16 protein-coding genes, 1 tRNA gene, 1 pseudogene and 1 riboswitch are annotated in these 20,169 nt (G+C 41.4%); of the genes and pseudogenes, 16 read left to right on the top strand and 2 right to left on the bottom strand.

Annotated features, from left to right (window positions below):
* Positions 1-15: 15 nt before the first annotated feature.
* Positions 16-912 (bottom strand): EamA family transporter RarD, encoded by an 897-nt coding sequence (gene rarD / locus Q7O55_RS07685; protein ID WP_303929581.1) that lies wholly within the window; start codon positions 910-912, stop codon positions 16-18.
* 160 nt (positions 913-1,072) lie between these two features.
* Positions 1,073-1,249, top strand: a riboswitch (cobalamin riboswitch).
* A 289-nt stretch (positions 1,250-1,538) separates the two neighbouring features.
* Between rarD and Q7O55_RS07680 the strand changes: the two genes are divergently transcribed.
* The 7 genes from Q7O55_RS07680 to Q7O55_RS07650 all read left to right on the top strand — a co-directional run bounded on the left by Q7O55_RS07680 (position 1,539) and on the right by Q7O55_RS07650 (position 9,748).
* Positions 1,539-3,701: a methylmalonyl-CoA mutase family protein gene (locus tag Q7O55_RS07680; RefSeq protein WP_303929580.1), complete on the top strand. Its 2,163-nt coding sequence runs from the start codon at positions 1,539-1,541 to the stop codon at positions 3,699-3,701.
* 4 nt (positions 3,702-3,705) lie between these two features.
* Positions 3,706-5,895, top strand: a complete 2,190-nt coding sequence (scpA, locus tag Q7O55_RS07675; protein ID WP_004694550.1) for a methylmalonyl-CoA mutase — start codon at positions 3,706-3,708, stop codon at positions 5,893-5,895.
* A complete protein-coding gene (gene meaB / locus Q7O55_RS07670; protein WP_303929578.1) occupies positions 5,888-7,141 on the top strand; it encodes a methylmalonyl Co-A mutase-associated GTPase MeaB in 1,254 nt (417 codons plus the stop codon). The genes scpA and meaB overlap by 8 nt, the downstream gene beginning before the upstream one ends.
* Before the next feature lie 346 nt (positions 7,142-7,487).
* Positions 7,488-7,745 (top strand): hypothetical protein, encoded by a 258-nt coding sequence (locus Q7O55_RS07665; protein ID WP_303929576.1) that lies wholly within the window; start codon positions 7,488-7,490, stop codon positions 7,743-7,745.
* 161 nt (positions 7,746-7,906) lie between these two features.
* On the top strand, positions 7,907-8,512 hold the full coding sequence (locus Q7O55_RS07660; protein ID WP_303929574.1) for a MotA/TolQ/ExbB proton channel family protein: 606 nt from the start codon (positions 7,907-7,909) through the stop codon (positions 8,510-8,512).
* Positions 8,509-8,913, top strand: coding sequence for a biopolymer transporter ExbD (locus tag Q7O55_RS07655; protein WP_303929572.1), 405 nt, complete (start codon positions 8,509-8,511; stop codon positions 8,911-8,913). The genes Q7O55_RS07660 and Q7O55_RS07655 overlap by 4 nt, the downstream gene beginning before the upstream one ends.
* 4 nt (positions 8,914-8,917) lie before the next feature.
* Positions 8,918-9,748 carry a hypothetical protein gene (locus Q7O55_RS07650; protein ID WP_303929570.1) on the top strand — a complete coding sequence of 277 codons (831 nt, stop codon included), beginning with the start codon at positions 8,918-8,920 and terminating at the stop codon, positions 9,746-9,748.
* A 67-nt stretch (positions 9,749-9,815) separates the two neighbouring features.
* Here the strand turns inward: Q7O55_RS07650 and Q7O55_RS07645 are convergent, their stop codons facing one another.
* Positions 9,816-10,226 (bottom strand): CAAX protease, encoded by a 411-nt coding sequence (locus Q7O55_RS07645; protein ID WP_303929567.1) that lies wholly within the window; start codon positions 10,224-10,226, stop codon positions 9,816-9,818.
* Positions 10,227-10,655: 429 nt separating this feature from the next.
* Between Q7O55_RS07645 and purB the strand changes: the two genes are divergently transcribed.
* From purB to Q7O55_RS07595, 9 genes and pseudogenes are all read left to right on the top strand, one after another.
* Positions 10,656-11,951 carry an adenylosuccinate lyase gene (gene purB, locus Q7O55_RS07640; RefSeq protein WP_303929566.1) on the top strand — a complete coding sequence of 432 codons (1,296 nt, stop codon included), beginning with the start codon at positions 10,656-10,658 and terminating at the stop codon, positions 11,949-11,951.
* Between the two features lie 120 nt (positions 11,952-12,071).
* Positions 12,072-13,244 (top strand): MFS transporter, encoded by a 1,173-nt coding sequence (locus tag Q7O55_RS07635; RefSeq protein WP_303929564.1) that lies wholly within the window; start codon positions 12,072-12,074, stop codon positions 13,242-13,244.
* Between the two features lie 115 nt (positions 13,245-13,359).
* Positions 13,360-14,643 carry an adenylosuccinate synthase gene (locus tag Q7O55_RS07630; RefSeq protein ID WP_303929562.1) on the top strand — a complete coding sequence of 428 codons (1,284 nt, stop codon included), beginning with the start codon at positions 13,360-13,362 and terminating at the stop codon, positions 14,641-14,643.
* A gap of 538 nt (positions 14,644-15,181) precedes the next feature.
* Positions 15,182-15,526 carry a helix-turn-helix transcriptional regulator gene (locus Q7O55_RS07625; protein ID WP_004694570.1) on the top strand — a complete coding sequence of 115 codons (345 nt, stop codon included), beginning with the start codon at positions 15,182-15,184 and terminating at the stop codon, positions 15,524-15,526.
* A gap of 2 nt (positions 15,527-15,528) precedes the next feature.
* A complete protein-coding gene (gene dinB, locus Q7O55_RS07620) occupies positions 15,529-17,001 on the top strand; it encodes a DNA polymerase IV (RefSeq protein WP_303929560.1) in 1,473 nt (490 codons plus the stop codon).
* Positions 17,002-17,089: 88 nt separating this feature from the next.
* The gene (locus Q7O55_RS07615) at positions 17,090-17,374 is read left to right on the top strand and encodes a hypothetical protein (RefSeq protein ID WP_004694573.1); all 285 of its coding nucleotides are present in this window, start codon (positions 17,090-17,092) and stop codon (positions 17,372-17,374) included.
* A 221-nt stretch (positions 17,375-17,595) separates the two neighbouring features.
* Positions 17,596-18,529, top strand: a pseudogene (locus Q7O55_RS07605) (catalase); the annotation flags it as partial.
* 360 nt (positions 18,530-18,889) lie between these two features.
* On the top strand, positions 18,890-19,882 hold the full coding sequence (locus tag Q7O55_RS07600; RefSeq protein ID WP_303929553.1) for a 5'-nucleotidase, lipoprotein e(P4) family: 993 nt from the start codon (positions 18,890-18,892) through the stop codon (positions 19,880-19,882).
* 48 nt (positions 19,883-19,930) lie between these two features.
* Positions 19,931-20,007: transfer RNA gene (locus Q7O55_RS07595), tRNA-Arg, on the top strand.
* Positions 20,008-20,169 lie beyond the last annotated feature (162 nt).

Genomic DNA, 20,169 nt, shown 5'->3' with positions numbered 1-20,169 from the left:
TATATAGGATATACCTTACTTTTTTAGGCTAATGTGCGTTGTAATTTGGCTTGATAAGGAGAATAATACTAAGGCTATCCAGATACAACTGAAGGCAATCATCTGCGGTGTGCCAAAGCTTTCACCAAAGTAAAAGATGGCTAGCAACAAGGCAATGGTAGGGGACACATATTGCAGGAAGCCTAGTAGGTTGAGCGGCAATAGCTGCGCACCATAGGAGAATAGCACCAATGGAACAGATGTAGTTAGACCGCAGGCTATGAGCAACATGGTTGTATACCAGTCTGTGCCGAAATAGGACCACACGGTATTATCGACCATGGTCGTATATAGTAAGGCTAGCGGTGTTAATAGCCAGGCCTCAAAGGCGATGCTCGTAAAGGGAGAGATGAGCAGTTTCTTTTTTACAGCCCCATAAAGACCGAAGGAAACGGCGAGGATCATCGATACTAATGGCAAGGATCCTACTTGATAGGTGAGTAAGGCGATGCCGATGGTAGCGATGAGGACACTCAGCTTTTTCGGTATAGATAGAACCTCTTTAAATAGGATGACACCTAATACTACATTGAAGAGTGGGTTGATGTAATAGCCAAGGCTCGTGTTCATAACTTGATTATTGGCGATGGCCCAAATGTAGGTGAACCAGTTTACGCTGATGATGACTGCCGCAACTAAAAGTAGGAATAGTTGTGAACGTTGTTCTTTTAGTAATTGAAAGTCCTTTTTGAATTGTTTAAAATGTAGGCCAAATACAACGATCGCCATGTAAATACCTGACCAGATAATGCGCTGTGCCAGTATATTATACGGTGAAACATGGTTTAATAATGCCCAATATAGAGGGAGTAAGCCCCAAATTATATAACAACTAAGGGCTGTGATTAACCCTTTTTTACTTGTATGGTCCATAATGCCTCCTCGTGATAGTACTTATTATATCATTAATTCTTAACCCATGCATTTTAGTTATTGCATATGATTTTCAGTTATAACTTTGATTTTGGCACTTATGATTAAATGTTATGTTCATTGACTTTGTGCATATTGTTACACTATATTGGACTTAGAACAACGAATATAGAGAATAGGTGTCGTAAGACTTAATAGAGAAATCGGTATAAGCCGATGCGGTCCCGCCACTGTAAGGATGAGCCTGCTTTCATATATGTCACTGGAGTAATCTGGGAAGGCGAAAGCGAGGTGATGATCCCGAGCCAGGAGAACTGCCTATTTGATAATCACCGTTATGTACCTACGAGCGATAGGAAGGGGATTGGGGTATGCTGGCTACAGTATTTTTTAGTGTACCTTTCAATAAGAAACCTTACGTGTCACTTTAGGTGGCACGTTTTTTATTGCCCTTAGAGTGGATGTTGAGTATATGCGTCAAGTTTTATAGACATTAAACCGATGGACACATTTTGAGGTTGATGTGGTCCAATAAGATAAAGCTCGAGTGATTCATATATCTAACAATTCGCAGGTACGGTGCGCTGTTTCTCGGTATGGTTTCGAGTTGAAAAGGAGGCACATATATGTCTGACAAAAAGACTTCAAAGGATGCTGAACGTGATTTATTAGCACCTGTATCCTTTGATGAGTTTAAGAAACCTACGTATGAACAATGGCAGGCCGAGGTTGAAAAAGCGTTAAAAGGTGGCGACTTCCATAAGAAGATGTTCACTAAAACCTATGAGGGAATAACGTTACAACCAATTTACACGCCTGCATTGCATGGAGAAAAAATTCCAAAGGGTGTATATCCTGGAGCAGGTGAGTTCCTACGTGGCACAAAGGCAAGTGGTTATATTAAAGACTCTTGGGGCGTATCCCAATATGTAGACGAATCCTTTCCTAAGGATGCTAACCATGCAAGTTTATACGAAATTGTAAAAGGTGGCACCATTCACAATATTCGCCTTGATGAAGCAACACGCCATGATCAAGATGTGCAAGTAGGCGCAGCTGTTGGTATCGGCGGTACATCTCTGTCTACTATGGATGATTGTAGCCAATTGATTGAACGTTTTAATTTAAAGGAAAATCCTTTATACATTGAAACAGGTGCTTCTGCAGCTATCTTGATCGGTATGTTAGCCGCTACGGTGAAAGGCTCTAAAAAACAGACCTCTGACTTGAAAGGTCTCGTTGGCGCAGACCCTATTGGTGTTTGGGCTAAAGATGGTACATTGCATATGTCTTTAGATACAGCCTTTGATGAAATGGCACATACTGTTGTATGGGCTAAAGAACAAGCTCCAGAGCTTAAAACTGTACTTGTATCTGGCGATGTATACGCTAATGGTGGCGCTAATGATGTGCAAGAGGTTGCCTATGCATTGGCAACAGCAGTTTGCTATGTGCGTCAATTAGCACAACGGAACATCGATATTCATACTATTGCTAACAGCATGATGTTTACATTCTCCTTGGGTGCAAACTTCTTCATGGAAATTGCTAAATTACGTGCATTGCGTGTGCTTTGGGCGCGTATTATGGAGGCCTTCGGTGCAGAAGAAGCTGACCGTGCCGTTCATGTACACGGCAGAACATCGGCTTTCACAAAGACCGTATACGATCCGTATGTAAATCTGTTGCGTAACACGACACAGGCATTCTCCGGCGTTGTAGGCGGTTTGAATAGCCTTGAAGTGTCTCCATTTGACCAACCAATTCGCAAAGCTGACGACTTCTCTCGCCGTATTGCCCGTAACATCCAAGTTATGTTGCAAACTGAATTCGAGTTGCGTCAACCTGTGGACCCTGTAGGCGGTTCCTGGTATGTGGAAACATTGGCAGCCGAATTATGTGAAAAAATTTGGGCTGAGTTCCAAACTATTGAGGCTAAAGGTGGTATCGTAGCTGCTTTGAAAGAAGGCTATCCACAAGCTCAAGTTAAAGCAGTTCTTGACGAACGCTTCAAAAACCTTGCATTCCGCAGAGATGTGGCTGTAGGTAACAACATGTATGCGAACATGACTGAAGAATTGCTTGATCCAAAACCAGAAAATCAAGAAACATTGCGTCAAAAACGGGTTGCTCAAATCGAGGAGTACTTGGCAAGTGCGGAGCCAGATGCGGTTGTGAAAGCACAGGCTACCCTAGAAGCAGGTACTACAGAGCCAGGCGCTTTGATTGGTCTTATTGAGCTCGGTGCATTACAAAAATTAACAATACGTCAAATCCGGAAGGCTTTAGATGCTGGCGATATTGCTTCCGAAACCATTGAATCCATTGCAGCTCATCGCTGGACTGAACAGTTTGAAGCACTTCGCATGCGCACTGAGAATTATAAACAACGTACGAAAGATAATGTGAAGGTATTCTTGGCCAATATGGGCCCAATCCCTCAACATAAACCTCGGGCGGACTTCTCCACAGGCTTCTTCGAAGTAGGTGCTTTTGAAGTTATCAAAAATGATGGTCATGAAACAACGGCTGATGCTGCGAAAGCTGCTCGTGAAAGTGGTGCTGATGTTGTCGTTATCTGTTCTACAGATGATACATATCCAGAATTGGTACCACCACTTGCTAAGGAATTGAAAGAAACTATGCCGAATGTAATGGTTATTTTAGCAGGGGCACCTCCTAAGGACTTAGAACCTGTATACCGTGAAGCTGGCGTGGACGACTTCATTTCTGTTCGTGCAAATTGTTACGAAATCTTGAATACGTTACAAGATAAGAAAGGGATGTGAGCTCATGTTTAAAAATCCAGACTTCTCCTCTCTTGGCTTGGGATCTCAGACAGCAACATCTCGCGATGCATGGCTTGCTGAACTTCAAAAAGAAACAGGAAAAAGCTTTGAAGATTTATATAATACAACAATGGAGCAAATCCAACTAAAACCTCTCTATACAGAGATGGATTATGAAGGAATGACACACCTTGACTATATGGCTGGTGTACCTCCATTCTTGCGTGGACCTTATTCCACAATGTATGTTACTCGTCCTTGGACAGTACGTCAGTACGCTGGTTTCTCCACAGCGGAAGAATCCAATGCGTTCTATCGTCGTAACTTGGCAGCGGGCCAAAAGGGTTTGTCTATCGCCTTTGACCTTGCTACTCACCGTGGTTATGACTCCGATCATCCTCGTGTAGTAGGTGACGTTGGTAAAGCGGGTGTTGCGGTAGACTCCATCCTCGACATGGAAATTCTATTCTCCGGTATTCCCCTTGATCAAATGTCTGTATCCATGACCATGAACGGCGCCGTATTGCCAGTAATGGCGTTCTATATCTTGGCTGGTGAAGAACAAGGTGTAGATAAAAAGGTTATGGCTGGTACAATCCAAAATGATATCTTAAAAGAGTTCATGGTGCGTAATACCTATATTTATCCTCCAGCTACGTCCATGCGCATTATCGGCGATATCTTTGCGTATACATCCCAGTACATGCCTAAGTTCAATAGTATCTCCATTTCCGGCTACCATATGCAAGAAGCGGGCGCTACTGCGGATATCGAATTAGGTTACACATTGGCCGATGGTCTAGAATATATCCGTACCGGTGTTAATGCGGGCCTTCACGTTGACCAGTTCGCACCACGCTTGTCCTTCTTCTGGGCAATCGGTAAAAACTACTTCATGGAAGTGGCAAAAATGCGTGCAGCTCGTATGTTGTGGGCTAAGATTATCAATAGTTTCGGCTCTGAAAATCCTAAATCCATGGCACTTCGTACACATAGCCAAACATCTGGTTGGTCTCTTACAGAACAAGATCCGTTCAACAACGTGGCTCGTACATGTATGGAAGCGATGGGCGCGGCTTTGGGCCATACGCAATCTCTACATACGAATGCGCTTGACGAAGCCATTGCGTTGCCTACGGACTTCTCCGCACGTATTGCGCGTAATACTCAGCTTTACATCCAAGATGAAACTAAGGTATGTAAGGTTATCGACCCATGGGGCGGTTCCTACTATGTAGAAGCGTTGACAGATGAATTGATTCGTCGCGCTTGGGGTCATATTCAAGAAATCGAATCTCTTGGCGGTATGGCGAAAGCTATCGATACAGGGCTTCCTAAGATGCGTATCGAAGAAGCTGCTGCACGTCGCCAAGCTCGTATCGACTCTGGTCGTGAAGCGATTATTGGTATCAACAAATATCGTCTAGATAAAGAAGACCCATTGGATATCCTCGACGTAGATAACACGGCTGTACGGGAAGCGCAAATTCGTCGTCTCGAACAATTGCGTGCTAACCGGGATGAAGAAAAGGTTCAATCCTGTCTTGAAGCGATTACAAAGGCTACAGAATCGGGCGAAGGCAACTTGCTTGCTCTTGCGCTTGAAGCGGCTCGTGCCCGTGCATCCTTGGGTGAAATTTCCTTTGCTGTTGAAAAGGTATGCGGTCGTCATAAAGCGGTTATTCGCTCTATTTCCGGTGTATACTCCAGTGAATTTGAAGATGACGATGTAATCAAAGAAGTACGTCAAATGGCGGATAACTTTGAAGAACTCGAAGGTCGTCGTCCTCGTATCATGATTGCGAAGATGGGCCAAGACGGTCATGACCGTGGTGCCAAAGTTATCGCTACATCCTTCGCGGACATGGGCTTTGACGTGGATATCGGACCTTTGTTCCAAACTCCGGAAGAAACAGCACAAGATGCGGTGGATAATGACGTTCATATTGTCGGATTTAGTTCTCTTGCGGCGGGGCATAAGACATTATTGCCTCAACTTGTAGAGGAACTCAACAAGCGGGGCCGTGGAGATATTTTAGTTGCCATCGGCGGCGTAATCCCTGCTCAGGACTATGAATTCCTACGCGAACATGGCGCAGTGGCTATCTTTGGCCCTGGTACAGTTTTGCCAGTAGCGGCGAAAAAATTACTAGAAACATTGACTAGTCACGTTCAAGACGAGTCTCATGACTGATAACAAACGGTCTACTCCGGATGAATTGCGCAATACACAGGACGCAACTTTCATCACTGGTGAAGGCAAGGCCCCTGAATTAGGTGTAAAAAACGCAAGCACAGAGGGTAGTACCTATCGTCCTGACTGGGTGCCAGAAGAAGCGAAGAAAGATGACACTTATGCGTGTCACGTAATGAAAGGCGTTAAAGAAATGCATGACGGCCTCTTATCTAGCTCTGCTCATCTGGCTCCAGCGGTACGTCCCGTACAGCGGCGAAAGAAATTAACTGTCGCTGATTATGTACGCGGTATCGAGCAGGGGGACCGCGTTATACTTTCACGGGCTATCACATTAGTAGAAAGTAATAATAAGGACCATTTCAAACTAGCTCAACAAGTGTTGCAAGCCGTATTGCCTCGTACGGGCAAGGCATTGCGCATCGGTATTACTGGTGTGCCTGGGGCCGGTAAAAGTACGTTTATTGAAGCCTTCGGTAACATGTTCATTGAAGCGGGTTACAAGGTTGCCGTACTGGCTGTAGACCCTACGAGTCAAGTCACAAAAGGCAGTATTTTGGGTGATAAAACGCGGATGGAAACGTTGACGAAACATCCTGAGGCTTATATTCGTCCATCGCCGGCTGGTGGTACGTTAGGCGGTGTGGCTCGTAAAAGTAGAGAAACTATGCTACTTTGCGAGGCTGCTGGGTACGATATCATTCTCGTTGAAACCGTTGGGGTTGGGCAAAGCGAAGTTACTGTGCGCTCCATGGTAGACTTCTTTATGCTCATCGTTTTGACGGGGGCAGGCGATGAATTGCAAGGCATTAAAAAAGGCGTTATGGAACTTGCTGATGCTATTGTGGTCAACAAGGCTGATGGGGATAATCTCAAACGAGCTCTCATTGCTCGTAGCGACTACGACCGTATGTTGCATTATATCCGTCCGGCTACGGAAAAATGGAAGACTCAAGCCTACACATGTTCAGCTGTCACAAAGGATGGCCTCGATGAATTGTGGGATGTTATCCAAGAGTTCACTGAACAAGGCAAAGAAAATGGGGTCTTCTTAAAACGCCGTCAAGAACAATCCCTCCGTTGGGTACGCGATATGATTGACGAACACTTGCACAACCTATTCTTTAACAATGTAGTCATTCAAGGTCGTATGGGCGAAGTCGAAGCCGCTGTCTTAGACGGTGAAATGAGCGAATCTCAAGCCGTTGAAGAATTAATTGGCGTGTTCGATAAGTCTTTGCAATAAGTAGATCGGTAAATACATATTGTATTGTTAAATATGGATTGTATTGCTAAATACATATTAGATAAGCCGGCATAACTTATCTTAATACGAACTCTGTTAGCAACCGTATGTATTTCGATATAATTAAAAATGTATTTGTAAAAGGCATAGTATCAATTTCACTGTTGGATTTAGATCAATAGTAGTTGTATACTATGCCTTTTTCTCTGTCATAATAACTAGTTCTGATTAATTGCCTAATAAAAGATGATTAATATATAAGTTCATCTTTTTAAAATGCAAAAGTCAGTGTATAATTAAGTTATAATATTTATTTATCGGTTAATGTTATGAGAGGGGTATTCAAATGAACAAAAAATTATTATTACCTGTAGGTGTAGTTGTTCTAATTATTGGTATTGTGGTTCTATTATTAAATCCAGATCCATCGGCGGCTAATTTGGAAATTGCGAGAAACGCTACAAATGCTCAAGCTGCAGCAAAGGCGATTTCTGAGAATAACCAATCTTACACATTGTGGTATTCTATCGGCATGTTCTGTAGCGGTTTAGGAATTGCACTGTCAGTAGGTGGCTTCATTGTAGGCTTTATTAAAAAAGACTAATCTATTTAGGAACGCATAAAAGGCTGTACTAGAATGTATATCATTTCTAGTGCAGCCTTTTTGCACTTTAGTTTTGCGCTCCCTATCTGTTTTAGAGGGGATAAAACGTGGTATAATTAACCCGGATAGAGCCTAAAGGTATGTGGCTTTTGGAGGTTAGTATGAGTAGTATAGCGCATTTATTTGCAGCTGGTGGATTTGTTATGTATCCGCTAGTGATTTTTTTACTGTTTACCTTGATGATTGGCATTGAACGTATCTTTTTATATCGCAAGTTTACAAAGGACTTGCGCCGTTTTAATAAGGTCTTAGAAAAGAACCAATCTTGGATTATGTTACCAAGTGTTTTGGAACGTGATACAGAGGAACTTGGTTCTTTATTTGCCCGTGCTATCCGCAGTGCAAAGAATTATAATGGCTTGGAAAACCGCCTTCAAGATGTAGTGTCGTACGCTGATGAACGTTTAAAACGAGGCCTTAGTTGGCTCAGTATGGTTGTAACAATGGCTCCGTTGTTGGGCTTGTTGGGGACGGTCCTCGGCATGATTCGTGCATTTGCTGTGGTAGGTGGCGATATTGGGGCCCCAACTATTATTACAGGTGGTGTTTCTGAGGCCTTAGTGGCAACGGCTACAGGTTTGACCGTGGCCATTATTGCGCTTGGCTTTCATAGTTACTGTGCGGCAAAGGTCAACGATTCTGTGGCGACATTAGAATATGAGTGCGGTAATATCCTTGACGCGTACAATGAGGAACATGATATATGAGACGACGCACATTAGGGGTTAAAAAAGAGCCTACCATCATGATTATTCCCATGATTGATATCGTATTTTTCTTACTCGTATTCTTCATGGTAGGCACGCTGTATATGAATACAGAGCAACAAATTCCGCTAAATTTACCATCTGCATCGACGTCTACGGCGAAGTCTATCGAACCTATCACCATCACCTTGACTACAACGCACACGCTATATATTGATAATCAGGAAATTTCTTCGGATCGTTTGGCGCAAGAGGTCAAATCTATCGTTACACAAGTGCCTCAACAAGCTTTTGTTATCCGCGCCTCAAAAGATGTGTATTATAACGAGGTTATTGAACTTTTGGATATGCTCAAGGTGAACGGTGCTAAATACATTAGCGTCGCTACGGAACGGAAGTGATTCCATGTTTGAATCACATTATCTGAAACCTTTTATTGTGTCTTTAGGCATTACAATCATGCTTATCTCTGGCATGGGGCTTTCCTTACGTGGTATCGTTGGAACAGGTGTGGCTTATGATGCAGCAGAGGTTAGCTTTCATCTGCCTGAGGATAGTGAAAGTGATGCGGAAACTACCGTTATTGAGCCTACATCTAAGGATAAGCCATCGGTTGAACCTCCGACTCCGGAAGGGCCTGCGCCTAAGGCGGATCCCCTTGTAACGGAAAATACAGGTGATGAAAGCATTCACAATTTAAATGCCAATAAGACTACATCTAATGCTCGTCGCGAATGGGCCGTTCCAAAGGCCATAGAATCGGAAACAACTAATAATGAACAAGCTGTAGTTACGGGTGGAAATGATTCTAAAGATGGTAAATTTTCTAAGCCTGACAATGCTCCTATGGGTAAGGATATAACATCTGATCCGAATGCCAATGGAAACGGCTTTGCCGAAGCTAGTGATTTATCCTTCCTATCTGATCTTGCTTGGGGGCTCCTAACGCCAGGGCAACAAGCGCTTTTACAAAAGTCGGATATCAACCCCAAAGAATATTTAAGAATTGTACAAGAACAGGGGAAGGGGTCAATCGTAACAGGTAGGGTTGTAGTGCGCGTTAACTTTGATGTTGATGGACATGTCATCGTGGGAGAACATACACCGCTCATCGCAGAAGATGTGCCGCAACCTGTAAAAGAGGAAGCAATGCGCATCGTTAAAAGCAGTGGTTCTATTATTAATCGAAGAGGGGAACCTGTATATCTAGCAGTCCCTGTTGTTTTAGGACAATAAAGAGGCATATCTTACATACATTAGTATGTGATATGCCTCTTTGTTATGGTTATAATAAATGATTGTATTAATTTTGATTGGTAAGCATCGTTTTCGTAGAGTTGAAGACGGCTAGATATACGATGGCGCCGCCGATGAATAATGTGACTTGCATAGGGGGGCTGAATTGATCAGCTCGCCACAATGCAAAAGCGTAGAAGAACATGGTAATCAACATGATGAGAAATGCAATGATAACGCGTACGTTAGTATGTACCGCTAGAGATGTAGTAATGCGGGATTTATTCATCATTACGTAAATTAAAGACACCACAATATCTGCGGTAAAAATGGGGAAGATGAAGTTATAATCAAACTTGCCCAAAAGGACTACCGCCAAGCCGATAAAGCTGAGCCCAAAGAATAGACGTAATAGAATACCTATAGTATTAGATTCGTTGCGCTGTGCGCGGCGTTCTTTACGATTTAAAGTTGCCATGAAAGCCTCCCCCATAGTAAAAATGTTTGTTACTATTAGTATAAAGCTCGTGTGTAGATTGAGCAATTATTCGCAGTACATTTAGTCTTATGTTTATTATATATCACAATATTACAATGTATAGCTATGCTATATTATAAATTAATTTATTACTATATGACCATATGAAAAATTAAAGAGAGAGAGAATATGGTTCAAGTTATTTTTACCTATGTTGTTAATAGTATTATTGTATTTGCTTTTCCCTATTTTAGAGTCTATAGTTCAATATGTGTATCCTTTTTCCTAGGATTGGGCAATTAAATACGAACGATAAGTAAAATTAATATAATTATCATTCGGAAAATTTAGGCGCTTTCGTTGAATGGAGCTTTCACATATGGTACAATAATCCTATAAATCTAGCTTTTATCATGCAAAGGAGACATCATGATACCACGTTATACACGAGAAGAAATGGGCCATATTTGGAGCGAACGCAACGAATTCGACACAATGTTATTGGTGGAGACCCTCGCATCTGAGGCACAAGCTGAGTTGGGCGTTATTCCTAAAGAAGCGGCGAAAACAATCCGGGAAAAGGGAAATTTCGACGTTGAGCGCATTCATGAAATCGAAAAGGAAACGAACCATGATATCATTTCCTTCGTAACAGCAGTGGGCGAATACGTAGGTCCTGAAGCGGCTAAATACATCCATCTTGGCCTTACCTCTACAGATGTGAAAGATACGGCGCTTGGGTACATGATGAAACAAGCCTGCGATATCTTAATTGATGACTTAAAGCGTTTGCACGAAGTGTTGCGTCGTCGTGCAGCTGAGTTCAAATATACTCCTATGATTGGCCGTACCCACGGCATACACGGCGAACCAACTACATTCGGTTTGAAATTGGCGTTGTGGATGGCAGAGGTAGAACGTGATATTGAACGCATGGAGCATGCGCGTAAAAGCGTTGCCGTTGGTAAATTGTCTGGCGCTGTTGGTACATACTCCAATATCGATCCATTCGTAGAACAATATGTGTGTGAAAAATTAGGTCTTGAACCTGTTAAAATTGCTACGCAAGTGGTGCAACGTGACCGCCATGCTGAGTTGTTGTCTATCATCGCTGTTGTAGGCGGTACATTAGACAAAATCGCATTGGAAATCCGTCACTTACAACGTACAGAGGTACGCGAAGCGGAAGAATATTTCAGCCCTAAACAAAAGGGTTCCTCTGCGATGCCTCACAAACGCAATCCTATCACATGTGAAAGAATTTGCGGTATGGCTCGCTTGCTTCGTGGCTACGCTCAATCTGCTTTCGAAGACCAAGCGTTATGGCATGAACGCGATATTTCTCATAGCTCTGTAGAACGCGTGATTTTGCCGGATGCGACAATCGCGTTAAATTATATGCTGCATCTAACAATTCACACCATTGATAAATTGTTGGTATACCCTGAAACCATGCTTAAAAATCTTAACCTCACAGGGGGACTCGTATTTAGCCAAACAATTTTGACACACCTTGTAGATAAAGGTGCAGTACGTGACGAAGCATACCGTTGGGTTCAAAAACATGCTATGGAACGCTGGCTTGAAGGCAAAGACTTTGCAACAGGTTTAAAAGCTGATGAAAATATTAAGAAATACATGACTGATGAGGAAATTGATGCATGCTTCGACCCATATAAATTGCTAAGACATGTAGATACAATCATGGCTCGTTTTGGCCTATAATTGTAGGCGCTTTCCACATAACATATAAAATTAGGGTAGGTATAGACCAACCAGCCTATGGTACAATGGTACATGCAATAGGCGTTGACTGTGCCTACCTGTTTTGTATTAGGAGGTTATATGAAACGTATCATACGAAAGTACGGACCGCCTATTTTTCATTGTATTAATGACCTCGGTCAAGGTTCGCTAGCGGCACTCATACCGTTTTTCATTGCTAACTTTGGACTTAATTATTATCAATCGGCGACGATTATCTTCTGTAACACCGTGGTGGCCTCCATCGCACAGCCCATATTGGGTTATGTAGCAGATCGGTGGCGCGTGCCATGGTTTATTCCCGTTGGGTTTACGGTGACTCTCGTGTCTATTAGTGCTATGGCATTGGCTACGAGTTACGAAATGATTCTTGCTTTGTCGCTCCTGGCCGGTGTAGGGGCAGCGTTATTCCATCCCGAGGCGGCTCTACTGGTAAATCGTACGCAATCTCATGAGCTTGGTAATGCTATGGGGCGCTTTGCAGTCGGTGGTAGCGCTGGTTTTGCGTTGGGACCCTTTATCGCTGGTGGCGTTTACGTCTTTGGGGGACAATTCCTTTGGGTATTTACGATTATCGCGCTACTTGGCGTATTGCTATATCTCTATGCCTTTATGGGCGAGGGTGAAGCTGATACCGATGATACTGCTGATACTGCTGATACTGGTAACCGTGAAAGTCGTTCTAAGGTTCTTAGTACTGCTACAAATGAGTGGGCGAGCTTTGGTAAGTTATTTTTTGTGATTGCTTCTCGATCTATACTCTTCTCTGTATTGGCTATCTTTATTCCTATTTTGTATATTACCGTTATTAATGGTGAAGCTAGTGCATCTAGTTTGGCCCTTACTGCGTACTTTGCGATGGGGGCCGTTCTTACCTATATGGGAGGGGCTTTATCTGATAGACTTGGATTTCTTAAAACTGTACGCTTAGGTAATCTGATTTTCTTGCCTTCTGTTTTAGTATTTATATTTGTGCCTAATATTTGGGGCTTCTTTGGTGCCATGATACCGATGGCCTTTGGTGTGTTCTCACAATACGGGCCAATTACGGTGTTAGGTCAAAAATATCTTGCTAAAAATGCGGGCTTTGCATCTGGTATTACGCTAGGCCTTGGCATTACCTTAGGTGGCCTTGTGGCACCTTATGTAGGACATCTAGCAGATATTTATGACGTACAAACGGCATTGATGACACTGATCCCTGTAGGGGTTATAGGCTTACTTATGAGCTTTTGGTTAAAAGAACCAAAATAGCCCACGCTTTTGGCAAGAAACTAAAGATTGAATTTGTATAAATGCTTTCACAGAATCCGAACATTGTTGTATAATGATATTGAATTATTTAGACTTTCATATGGAGGATATAGATATGGCAACAAGTATGGTTATCGGCACTCAATGGGGTGACGAGGGTAAAGGTAAAATCGTTGACTGGATCGCAGAACGTGCGGATGTTGTGGTGCGCAGTCAAGGTGGTAATAACGCGGGTCATACTGTTGTAGTTGATGATAAAGCGTTTGCACTTCGCCTTTTGCCAAGTGGTATCTTATACGATAACAAACAAAATATTGTGGGTACTGGTGTTGTTATCGACCCTAAAGTTTTGTTACAAGAAATTGAAGGCCTTGAAAAGCAAGGCAGATCTGCTAAATCCCTTCAAATTTCCGACCGTGCACATGTCATTATGCCATACCATATCGCTCTAGATACTGCGGAAGAAGCATCTAAAGGGGATGCTAAAATCGGTACTACTAAAAATGGTATTGGTCCTTGTTACGCTGATAAAATCAATCGTATCGGTATCCGTATTTGCGATTTGTATGATATGGAAGCATTTAAACAAAAATTAGCGTACAATGTAGAGTTCAAAAATAAAATGCTTACGAAGGTATACGATGCTGAACCTGTTAACTACGATGAAATCTTAGCGGATTACATCAAATACGCTGAAGCGTTGAAGCCTTATGTAACAGATACTAATGCGACTGTTCTTAAAGCTGTAAAAGAGGATAAAAAGGTATTGTTCGAAGGTGCTCAAGCTACTATGCTTGACCTTGATCATGGTACATATCCATTTGTAACATCCTCTCATCCAATTGCAGGTGGCGCTTCCACGGGCGCTGGTGTAGGTCCTAACTACTTGAAAAACATCTTTGGCGTTGTAAAAGCGTATGCTACACGTGTTGGTGCGGGCCCGTTCCCTACAGAGCTTCTTAACGAAACTGGCGATAACCTTCGTGAACTTGGTCATGAGTTCGGCACTGTAACGGGTCGTCCTCGTCGTTGTGGTTGGTTAGACCTCATGGTTGTAAAATACGCAGCAGGTCTTAACAGCCTTGATTACTTAGCTATTACACGTTTGGATATTCTTGATACTTTTAAAGAATTGAAAATCTGTGTAGGTTACAAATTAAATGGTAAAGACGTAGAAGGTTTCCCAGCTAATTTGAAAGATCTTGAAGCATGTGAAGCAGTTTACGAAACATTGCCCGGTTGGGAAACAGATATCTCTGGTATACGTGAATATGATAAATTGCCTGAAAATGCTCGTAAATATGTAGAACGCATTGCTGAAGTAACAGGTGTACCTTTGGGTATCGTATCCGTTGGCCCTAACCGTAGCCAAACTATCGACTTAGTAAATGTATTCTAAGCTATATTAATTTGATATAATAGAAAATTTGTATTTGGTAGCATTGATATAATATTATACATTTTAATATTTTTCGCTATGCAATCGATTTATAGAATTATACAGATATGGCCCCTCGTAGAGGGGTCTTTTGTGTTGAATAGATGTAGAATATAAACGTGGATACTCTATATCTAATCCTTTAGGTTGCTACAGTGGTGCGGCATATCGAAGTATGCTATATAGTTATTAAAGAGTGAGTATATCGAGAAATATATAATAAATAATAGAGCGTAATTGTTATATATACAGAAAAATGTATATTCAGATAAACCTATAAAATGAAAATTTGTTTAAAATATTCATTTTATACAAAGAAATACGTGCTTAAATTAGTTTATAATGAGATGAAATTTACTTATCTATAATTTTTTTGTATTCATAATAAATTATTAAGATACAAATATAAAGAAAAAAATAGATTTACATTAAGAAATAGTATATAATAGTACCAAGAAGTAGATTGATATTTTTGATAAGGATCTGAGGAGTTAAAGATATGGTTGAAGTTTCTTACGAACGTTTAGCGACGATTTTTAAGGCATTAAGTGATGAAACAAGATTACACATCATCGATATGTTGTCTTGCAATGAATTATGTGCAGCCGATATTTTAGCGAGCTTCAATTTGTCTCAATCTACGTTGAGTTACCACATGAAAATCTTAATTGATGCAGGTGTAGTCAACTCTCAACGTAATGGTTTATGGACGCGTTACTCCATTAATGAAGCTACATTTGCCGATATTTTAGATATTCTCCCTCAATTATATAAAACTAAAGATGAGTGCATTTGTGCGCAGATTAAATATTGCCGCATTTCTGAGCACGAAAAAGAAGCGTAACAATGAGACGTTGGATTATGCATGTTGATATGGATGCATTCTTCGCGTCCATAGAACAACTGGATCATCCAGAGTATAAAGGCCACCCCGTAATCGTGGGTGGTCTTTCTTCACGTGGTGTTGTAGCTACCTGTTCCTATGAGGCTCGAAAATTTGGTGTTCACTCTGCGATGCCAATCTCGAGGGCTAAGAAACTCTGTCCTGATGGCATCTATGTATATCCTCGGATGGATCGATATAAAGAAGTGTCGAACCAAATTTTTTCCATCATGAAAGAATTCACCCCTTATATTGAGCCTCTATCTATTGATGAAGCCTTTCTTGAAGTGAGCGGCATGTCTACCATGTATAGTGGTCCTAAAGCTCTAGGACAAGCCATTAAAGATCGTGTATTCGAGAAAACAGGACTTATTATCTCTGTAGGCTTAGCACCCAATAAATTTCTTGCTAAATTAGCCTCTGATTTAGATAAGCCAGATGGTCTTGTGGTCATCCCATACGGTCGTGAAAAAGAGGTGCTAGCTCCTTTGCCTATTAAACGTATTTGGGGTGTTGGCCCTCGGACAGAGAAAATTTTGAAAGCTGGTGGCTTTCATCTGATACGTCATATTCAGTCTTTGTCTGATGAAAGCACTTTAATTCCTCTTGTGGGAAATCAGGCAAAGCGCATATGGGAACTTGCGAATGGTATCGACGATAGACCTGTTGAAACAGACCGAAAGATACAATCGATTGGCGCTGAGGAAACCTATGAAGAAGATCTCATAGAAGGCCGTGCTATTGAATTAGAATTTAGGTACTTTGCAAACCGTTTATCGAAACGGCTTCGGAGACGTAGCCTTTATGGACATACTGTATCTATCAAGGTTCGGTATGATGATTTCACTACCGTATCACGGCAGAAGCGGCTAGATACGCCGTCAGATCATGAGCATGTATTTTTTGAAACTGCGCTGCTCTTGTGGAATAAGCTCATGCAAGATAAAACGAGTAAGAATTCGAAAGGTACAAAGAAAGACGTAGAAGCACTAGGGGCAACTATGAAAGTGAAATCTACTGATTTTAAATATAGTAGTTCCAGTGAGATTACTTTTATGGATCCGCCTGGTCCTATCCGTTTATTAGGCCTTACTGTGAGTGGTCTCGATGAGGAGGTTCCTATGCAAGACAGTCTCTTTGAATCCCCACAGGATAAAACAGAGGATAAGCTATCTAGTGTGTTAGACTCCTTAGAGTCTAAATTTGGTGAAACCGCTGTCATGAGTGGGGCGTTATGGCAACGCTTTCACGGAGACAATGGAATACGCAGAAAACGGTCAGAGTTGAAAGCGGCAGTGGATGCACAGCCTGATCAAGAGGATGGGGAGTCTATTAATGTTGATGTAGGCTCAACTAAAGAGGCTAATCGGTCTACAATTGCAGATACACACCCATCTATTGAAGGACCTAAAAAGACCGTCAAAAAGGACTTATAAAGATTATATTGAATACTTTCGCTAATATAATTGTTCGTGTTACAATATGGGTGTAGTGTTAATAAATTACCGCAAGAGAGGTATAGATATGAGTTTATTTCGTGTGGCCATTCATTATGGCGTAAACAGCAATGGTTTCTTGTCCTATGATACAGAAACAAAAACAGTGTCCGTAGATTTACCTGAACAAGAGTGGGTTGATAAGGTAATCGCTTACTTGAATAATGAACATGCTATTGAGCATGCTACAGGTCTTGATACGTATGAACGATTGACCGTGAAACCATTAGAATCTTTGGATAATCTTAAGTTAGCTTTAACACGTATGTGGGAAGCAATCGACGTACAAGTTGACTGGAGTCGTCCGGCATAAATTGAATGAAAACACCTTGTGATCTACAAGTTAGTAGAAACAAGGTGTTTTTGTTTTGCGTATTTAATTATCCATTAATAACTTTTATCGTAATTGAGATATATGATTTAAAAATTATGTAAAGTAAATTACTTTAATTTTGATTTCTAAGTAGGAGTTTATACTATGAGTGATAAAAAGAAATTAACAACAGCCTTTGGTGCTCCTGTACCTGACAATCGCGATTCCCTGATTTGAACCGTGCGGTAAAACGCAATCCTAAAACAAACCTTCGCGATGCGACAGCAAACTGGGATTTCTGGACTAGCTTGCCGGAAGCCATTCACCAAGTAACAATCGTAATGAGTGACCGAGGCATTCCTAAGTCCTATCGTACAATGCATGGTTTTGGCAGCCATACATACAGTCTTATCAATGAAAACGATGAGCGCATATGGGTTTAAATTCCACTGGGTTTGCCAACAGCCGATTGAAAATCTTTCCGACGCTGAGGCGGCTAATGTGGTAGCTAGTGATCGTGAAAGTCACCAACGTGATCTCTTCAATGCTATCGAACGCGGCGATTTCCCGAAATGGAAATTATGCATCCAAGTGATGACGGAAGAACAAGCTAACAATATGCCGTACAATCCATTCGATTTAACTAAAGTATGGTATCATGATGAATTCCCATTGATTGAAGTTGGTGTGATGGAACTTAATCGGAATCCGGAAAACTACTTCCAGGATGTGGAGCAGGCTGCATTTGCACCGTCCACTATTGTACCGGGAATTTCCTTCTCTCCTGATAGAATGCTTCAAGGCCGTGTAGATGGTAATCATGGATCTACTATTGGCTACGCACCTAATAGCTTTGGTGAATGGGCTGAACAGCCGGAATTCAAAAATCCTCCTCTCGATGTATCTGGTGCAGCTTATCAATATGACTTCTACGAAGACGACTCTGACTTCTATACACAACCGAGTAAATTGTTCCGTCTCATGAGTCCTGAAAAACAACAAATCCTGTTTGAAAATACTGCAGCGGCTATGGACGGTGTACCTGATTTTATCAAAGAACGTCATGCAAAACCCTGCTATCAATGTGATCCTGCTTATGGTGAAGGGGTTGCTAAAGCCTTGGGGATGAACATCGATTTCAGCGATGTAAAATAAGAAAATAGATATAAAATAAGCTGATAGATATTATATCTAAACAACACTAACGATTGAGCTAAAGAACCTTCTTAACTAATAACTCTCTTACATTTATATAAAATACAAATCTATAAAAGATCTAAGTTTACACAAATTTTTTATACACTGACACCAATTATCTTATAAACAAAAACAAATAAAATCCTTTAAAGGGCCTTTGCTAAGCACATCTAAATTAAGCGTCATCAATGATGTGTAGCAAGGGCCCTTTTGCTGTGTTAAAAATATACAAATTTTAAAAGGATTTTAGTATAACTATGTAGAATTATATGATGTGTTGAATTTACACGAAATGTTACATGTGAATAGGAGGCAGTTATGAAATCTAGTAGTTTGGCATGGTATGTGGCGGTGGCTTGTATTGGAGGAAGCCTTTGTATAGGGCCTGTGGTACAAGCGGATTCTCCGACTAAGGTAAAAACAAATAGCCCTGTTTCTGCTGCTGTTGTAACGCAGGCTCAACCAGTTCAGCCTGTTACTGTTACAGCAGTTAAGAATGATGGAGTTAGTGCTACAACAAATAATACAGTAACTAATAATGTAGTAGCTAATGATGTAGCGGCACAGGAAGCCCTCAAGCAAAAGCAACAGTACCAAGCCGAAACTGAAACGATGGGCTTGTTATGGATGCGCACCTCTGCGGAGTACAGGGCGTTGGCGTATCAAGGGTATAATGTGGCAATGAATGCCGTTAAGAGGGCTGTTACTGATCCATCTCATCAAAGAAAACCTTTAGCTATCGTTCTTGATGCGGACGAAACCGTAGTGGATAATACCAAGTTGATGGGTGAAAGCATTGCTAATGGCAATGGTCGATTCGATGCTCCTTGGTGGCGTCAAGCCGTACATCAAGGAAAATCGCAAGCCATGCCTGGGGCCGTTGACTTCCTAAATGAAGTACATAAACAAGGGGTAGAAATCTTCTATGTTTCAAACCGCTACGCACCTGTAAACCTTGATGTAACGATACAGAACTTTAAAGAACTAGGATTCCCCTCTGTTGATAAAGACCATGTACTACTATTCGAAAAAGACTCTGATAAACAACCTCGCTTTGATATGATTGCTAAAAAATATTATGTCGTTGTATACATGGGCGATAACGCCGGTGATTTCCCAATCGGCACAAAAGGTAAGACACTAGCTGAAAGAAATAGCATCATCAATGCTCATAAAGAAGACTTTGGTACTACCTTTGTGGTATTCCCAAACCCTGCTTACGGATCTTGGGTAAGTGCATTGGCTAAAGGCTACCAAAACCTGAGCCCAGAAGAACAAAAACAAGTGAATAATCAATATTTACAACAATAAGGACGTCTTGCGTATACTTTATTAAAAACGATATAATAAAGTGTACATGCGTCTATAGCTCAGTAGGATAGAGCAGCAGTTTCCTAAACTGCGTGTCACTGGTTCGATTCCGGTTAGGCGCACCAGTATAAATATATTAGACATAAGGCTTTGATTGTCTTATGTCTTTTTATTATCATCATTTAATATTGTTAGAAATAAGTAATCTTGTATTTATAGTATGTTTTTTATATTGATGAATTGTAAAATATATTGCGACAAATAAAAAGACTCATATTGGAGATCTC

This window comes from Veillonella parvula, from assembly GCF_945949885.1.
GTDB classification, from domain to species: Bacteria; Bacillota; Negativicutes; order Veillonellales; family Veillonellaceae; genus Veillonella; species Veillonella parvula_B.
This window is presented reverse-complemented; position numbering and strand designations above follow the sequence as displayed.

Coding starts and splice junctions, on each gene's coding strand:
- rarD (WP_303929581.1), bottom strand. CDS start 912: ATGGACCATACAAGTAAAAAAGGGTTAATCACAGCCCTTAGTTGTTAT.
- Q7O55_RS07615 (WP_004694573.1), top strand. CDS start 17,090: ATGAGTTTATTTCGTGTGGCCATTCATTATGGCGTAAACAGCAATGGT.
- Q7O55_RS07660 (WP_303929574.1), top strand. CDS start 7,907: ATGAGTAGTATAGCGCATTTATTTGCAGCTGGTGGATTTGTTATGTAT.
- Q7O55_RS07600 (WP_303929553.1), top strand. CDS start 18,890: ATGAAATCTAGTAGTTTGGCATGGTATGTGGCGGTGGCTTGTATTGGA.
- scpA (WP_004694550.1), top strand. CDS start 3,706: ATGTTTAAAAATCCAGACTTCTCCTCTCTTGGCTTGGGATCTCAGACA.
- Q7O55_RS07665 (WP_303929576.1), top strand. CDS start 7,488: ATGAACAAAAAATTATTATTACCTGTAGGTGTAGTTGTTCTAATTATT.
- Q7O55_RS07655 (WP_303929572.1), top strand. CDS start 8,509: ATGAGACGACGCACATTAGGGGTTAAAAAAGAGCCTACCATCATGATT.
- Q7O55_RS07650 (WP_303929570.1), top strand. CDS start 8,918: ATGTTTGAATCACATTATCTGAAACCTTTTATTGTGTCTTTAGGCATT.
- Q7O55_RS07680 (WP_303929580.1), top strand. CDS start 1,539: ATGTCTGACAAAAAGACTTCAAAGGATGCTGAACGTGATTTATTAGCA.
- meaB (WP_303929578.1), top strand. CDS start 5,888: ATGACTGATAACAAACGGTCTACTCCGGATGAATTGCGCAATACACAG.
- purB (WP_303929566.1), top strand. CDS start 10,656: ATGATACCACGTTATACACGAGAAGAAATGGGCCATATTTGGAGCGAA.
- Q7O55_RS07635 (WP_303929564.1), top strand. CDS start 12,072: ATGAAACGTATCATACGAAAGTACGGACCGCCTATTTTTCATTGTATT.
- dinB (WP_303929560.1), top strand. CDS start 15,529: ATGAGACGTTGGATTATGCATGTTGATATGGATGCATTCTTCGCGTCC.
- Q7O55_RS07630 (WP_303929562.1), top strand. CDS start 13,360: ATGGCAACAAGTATGGTTATCGGCACTCAATGGGGTGACGAGGGTAAA.
- Q7O55_RS07645 (WP_303929567.1), bottom strand. CDS start 10,226: ATGGCAACTTTAAATCGTAAAGAACGCCGCGCACAGCGCAACGAATCT.
- Q7O55_RS07625 (WP_004694570.1), top strand. CDS start 15,182: ATGGTTGAAGTTTCTTACGAACGTTTAGCGACGATTTTTAAGGCATTA.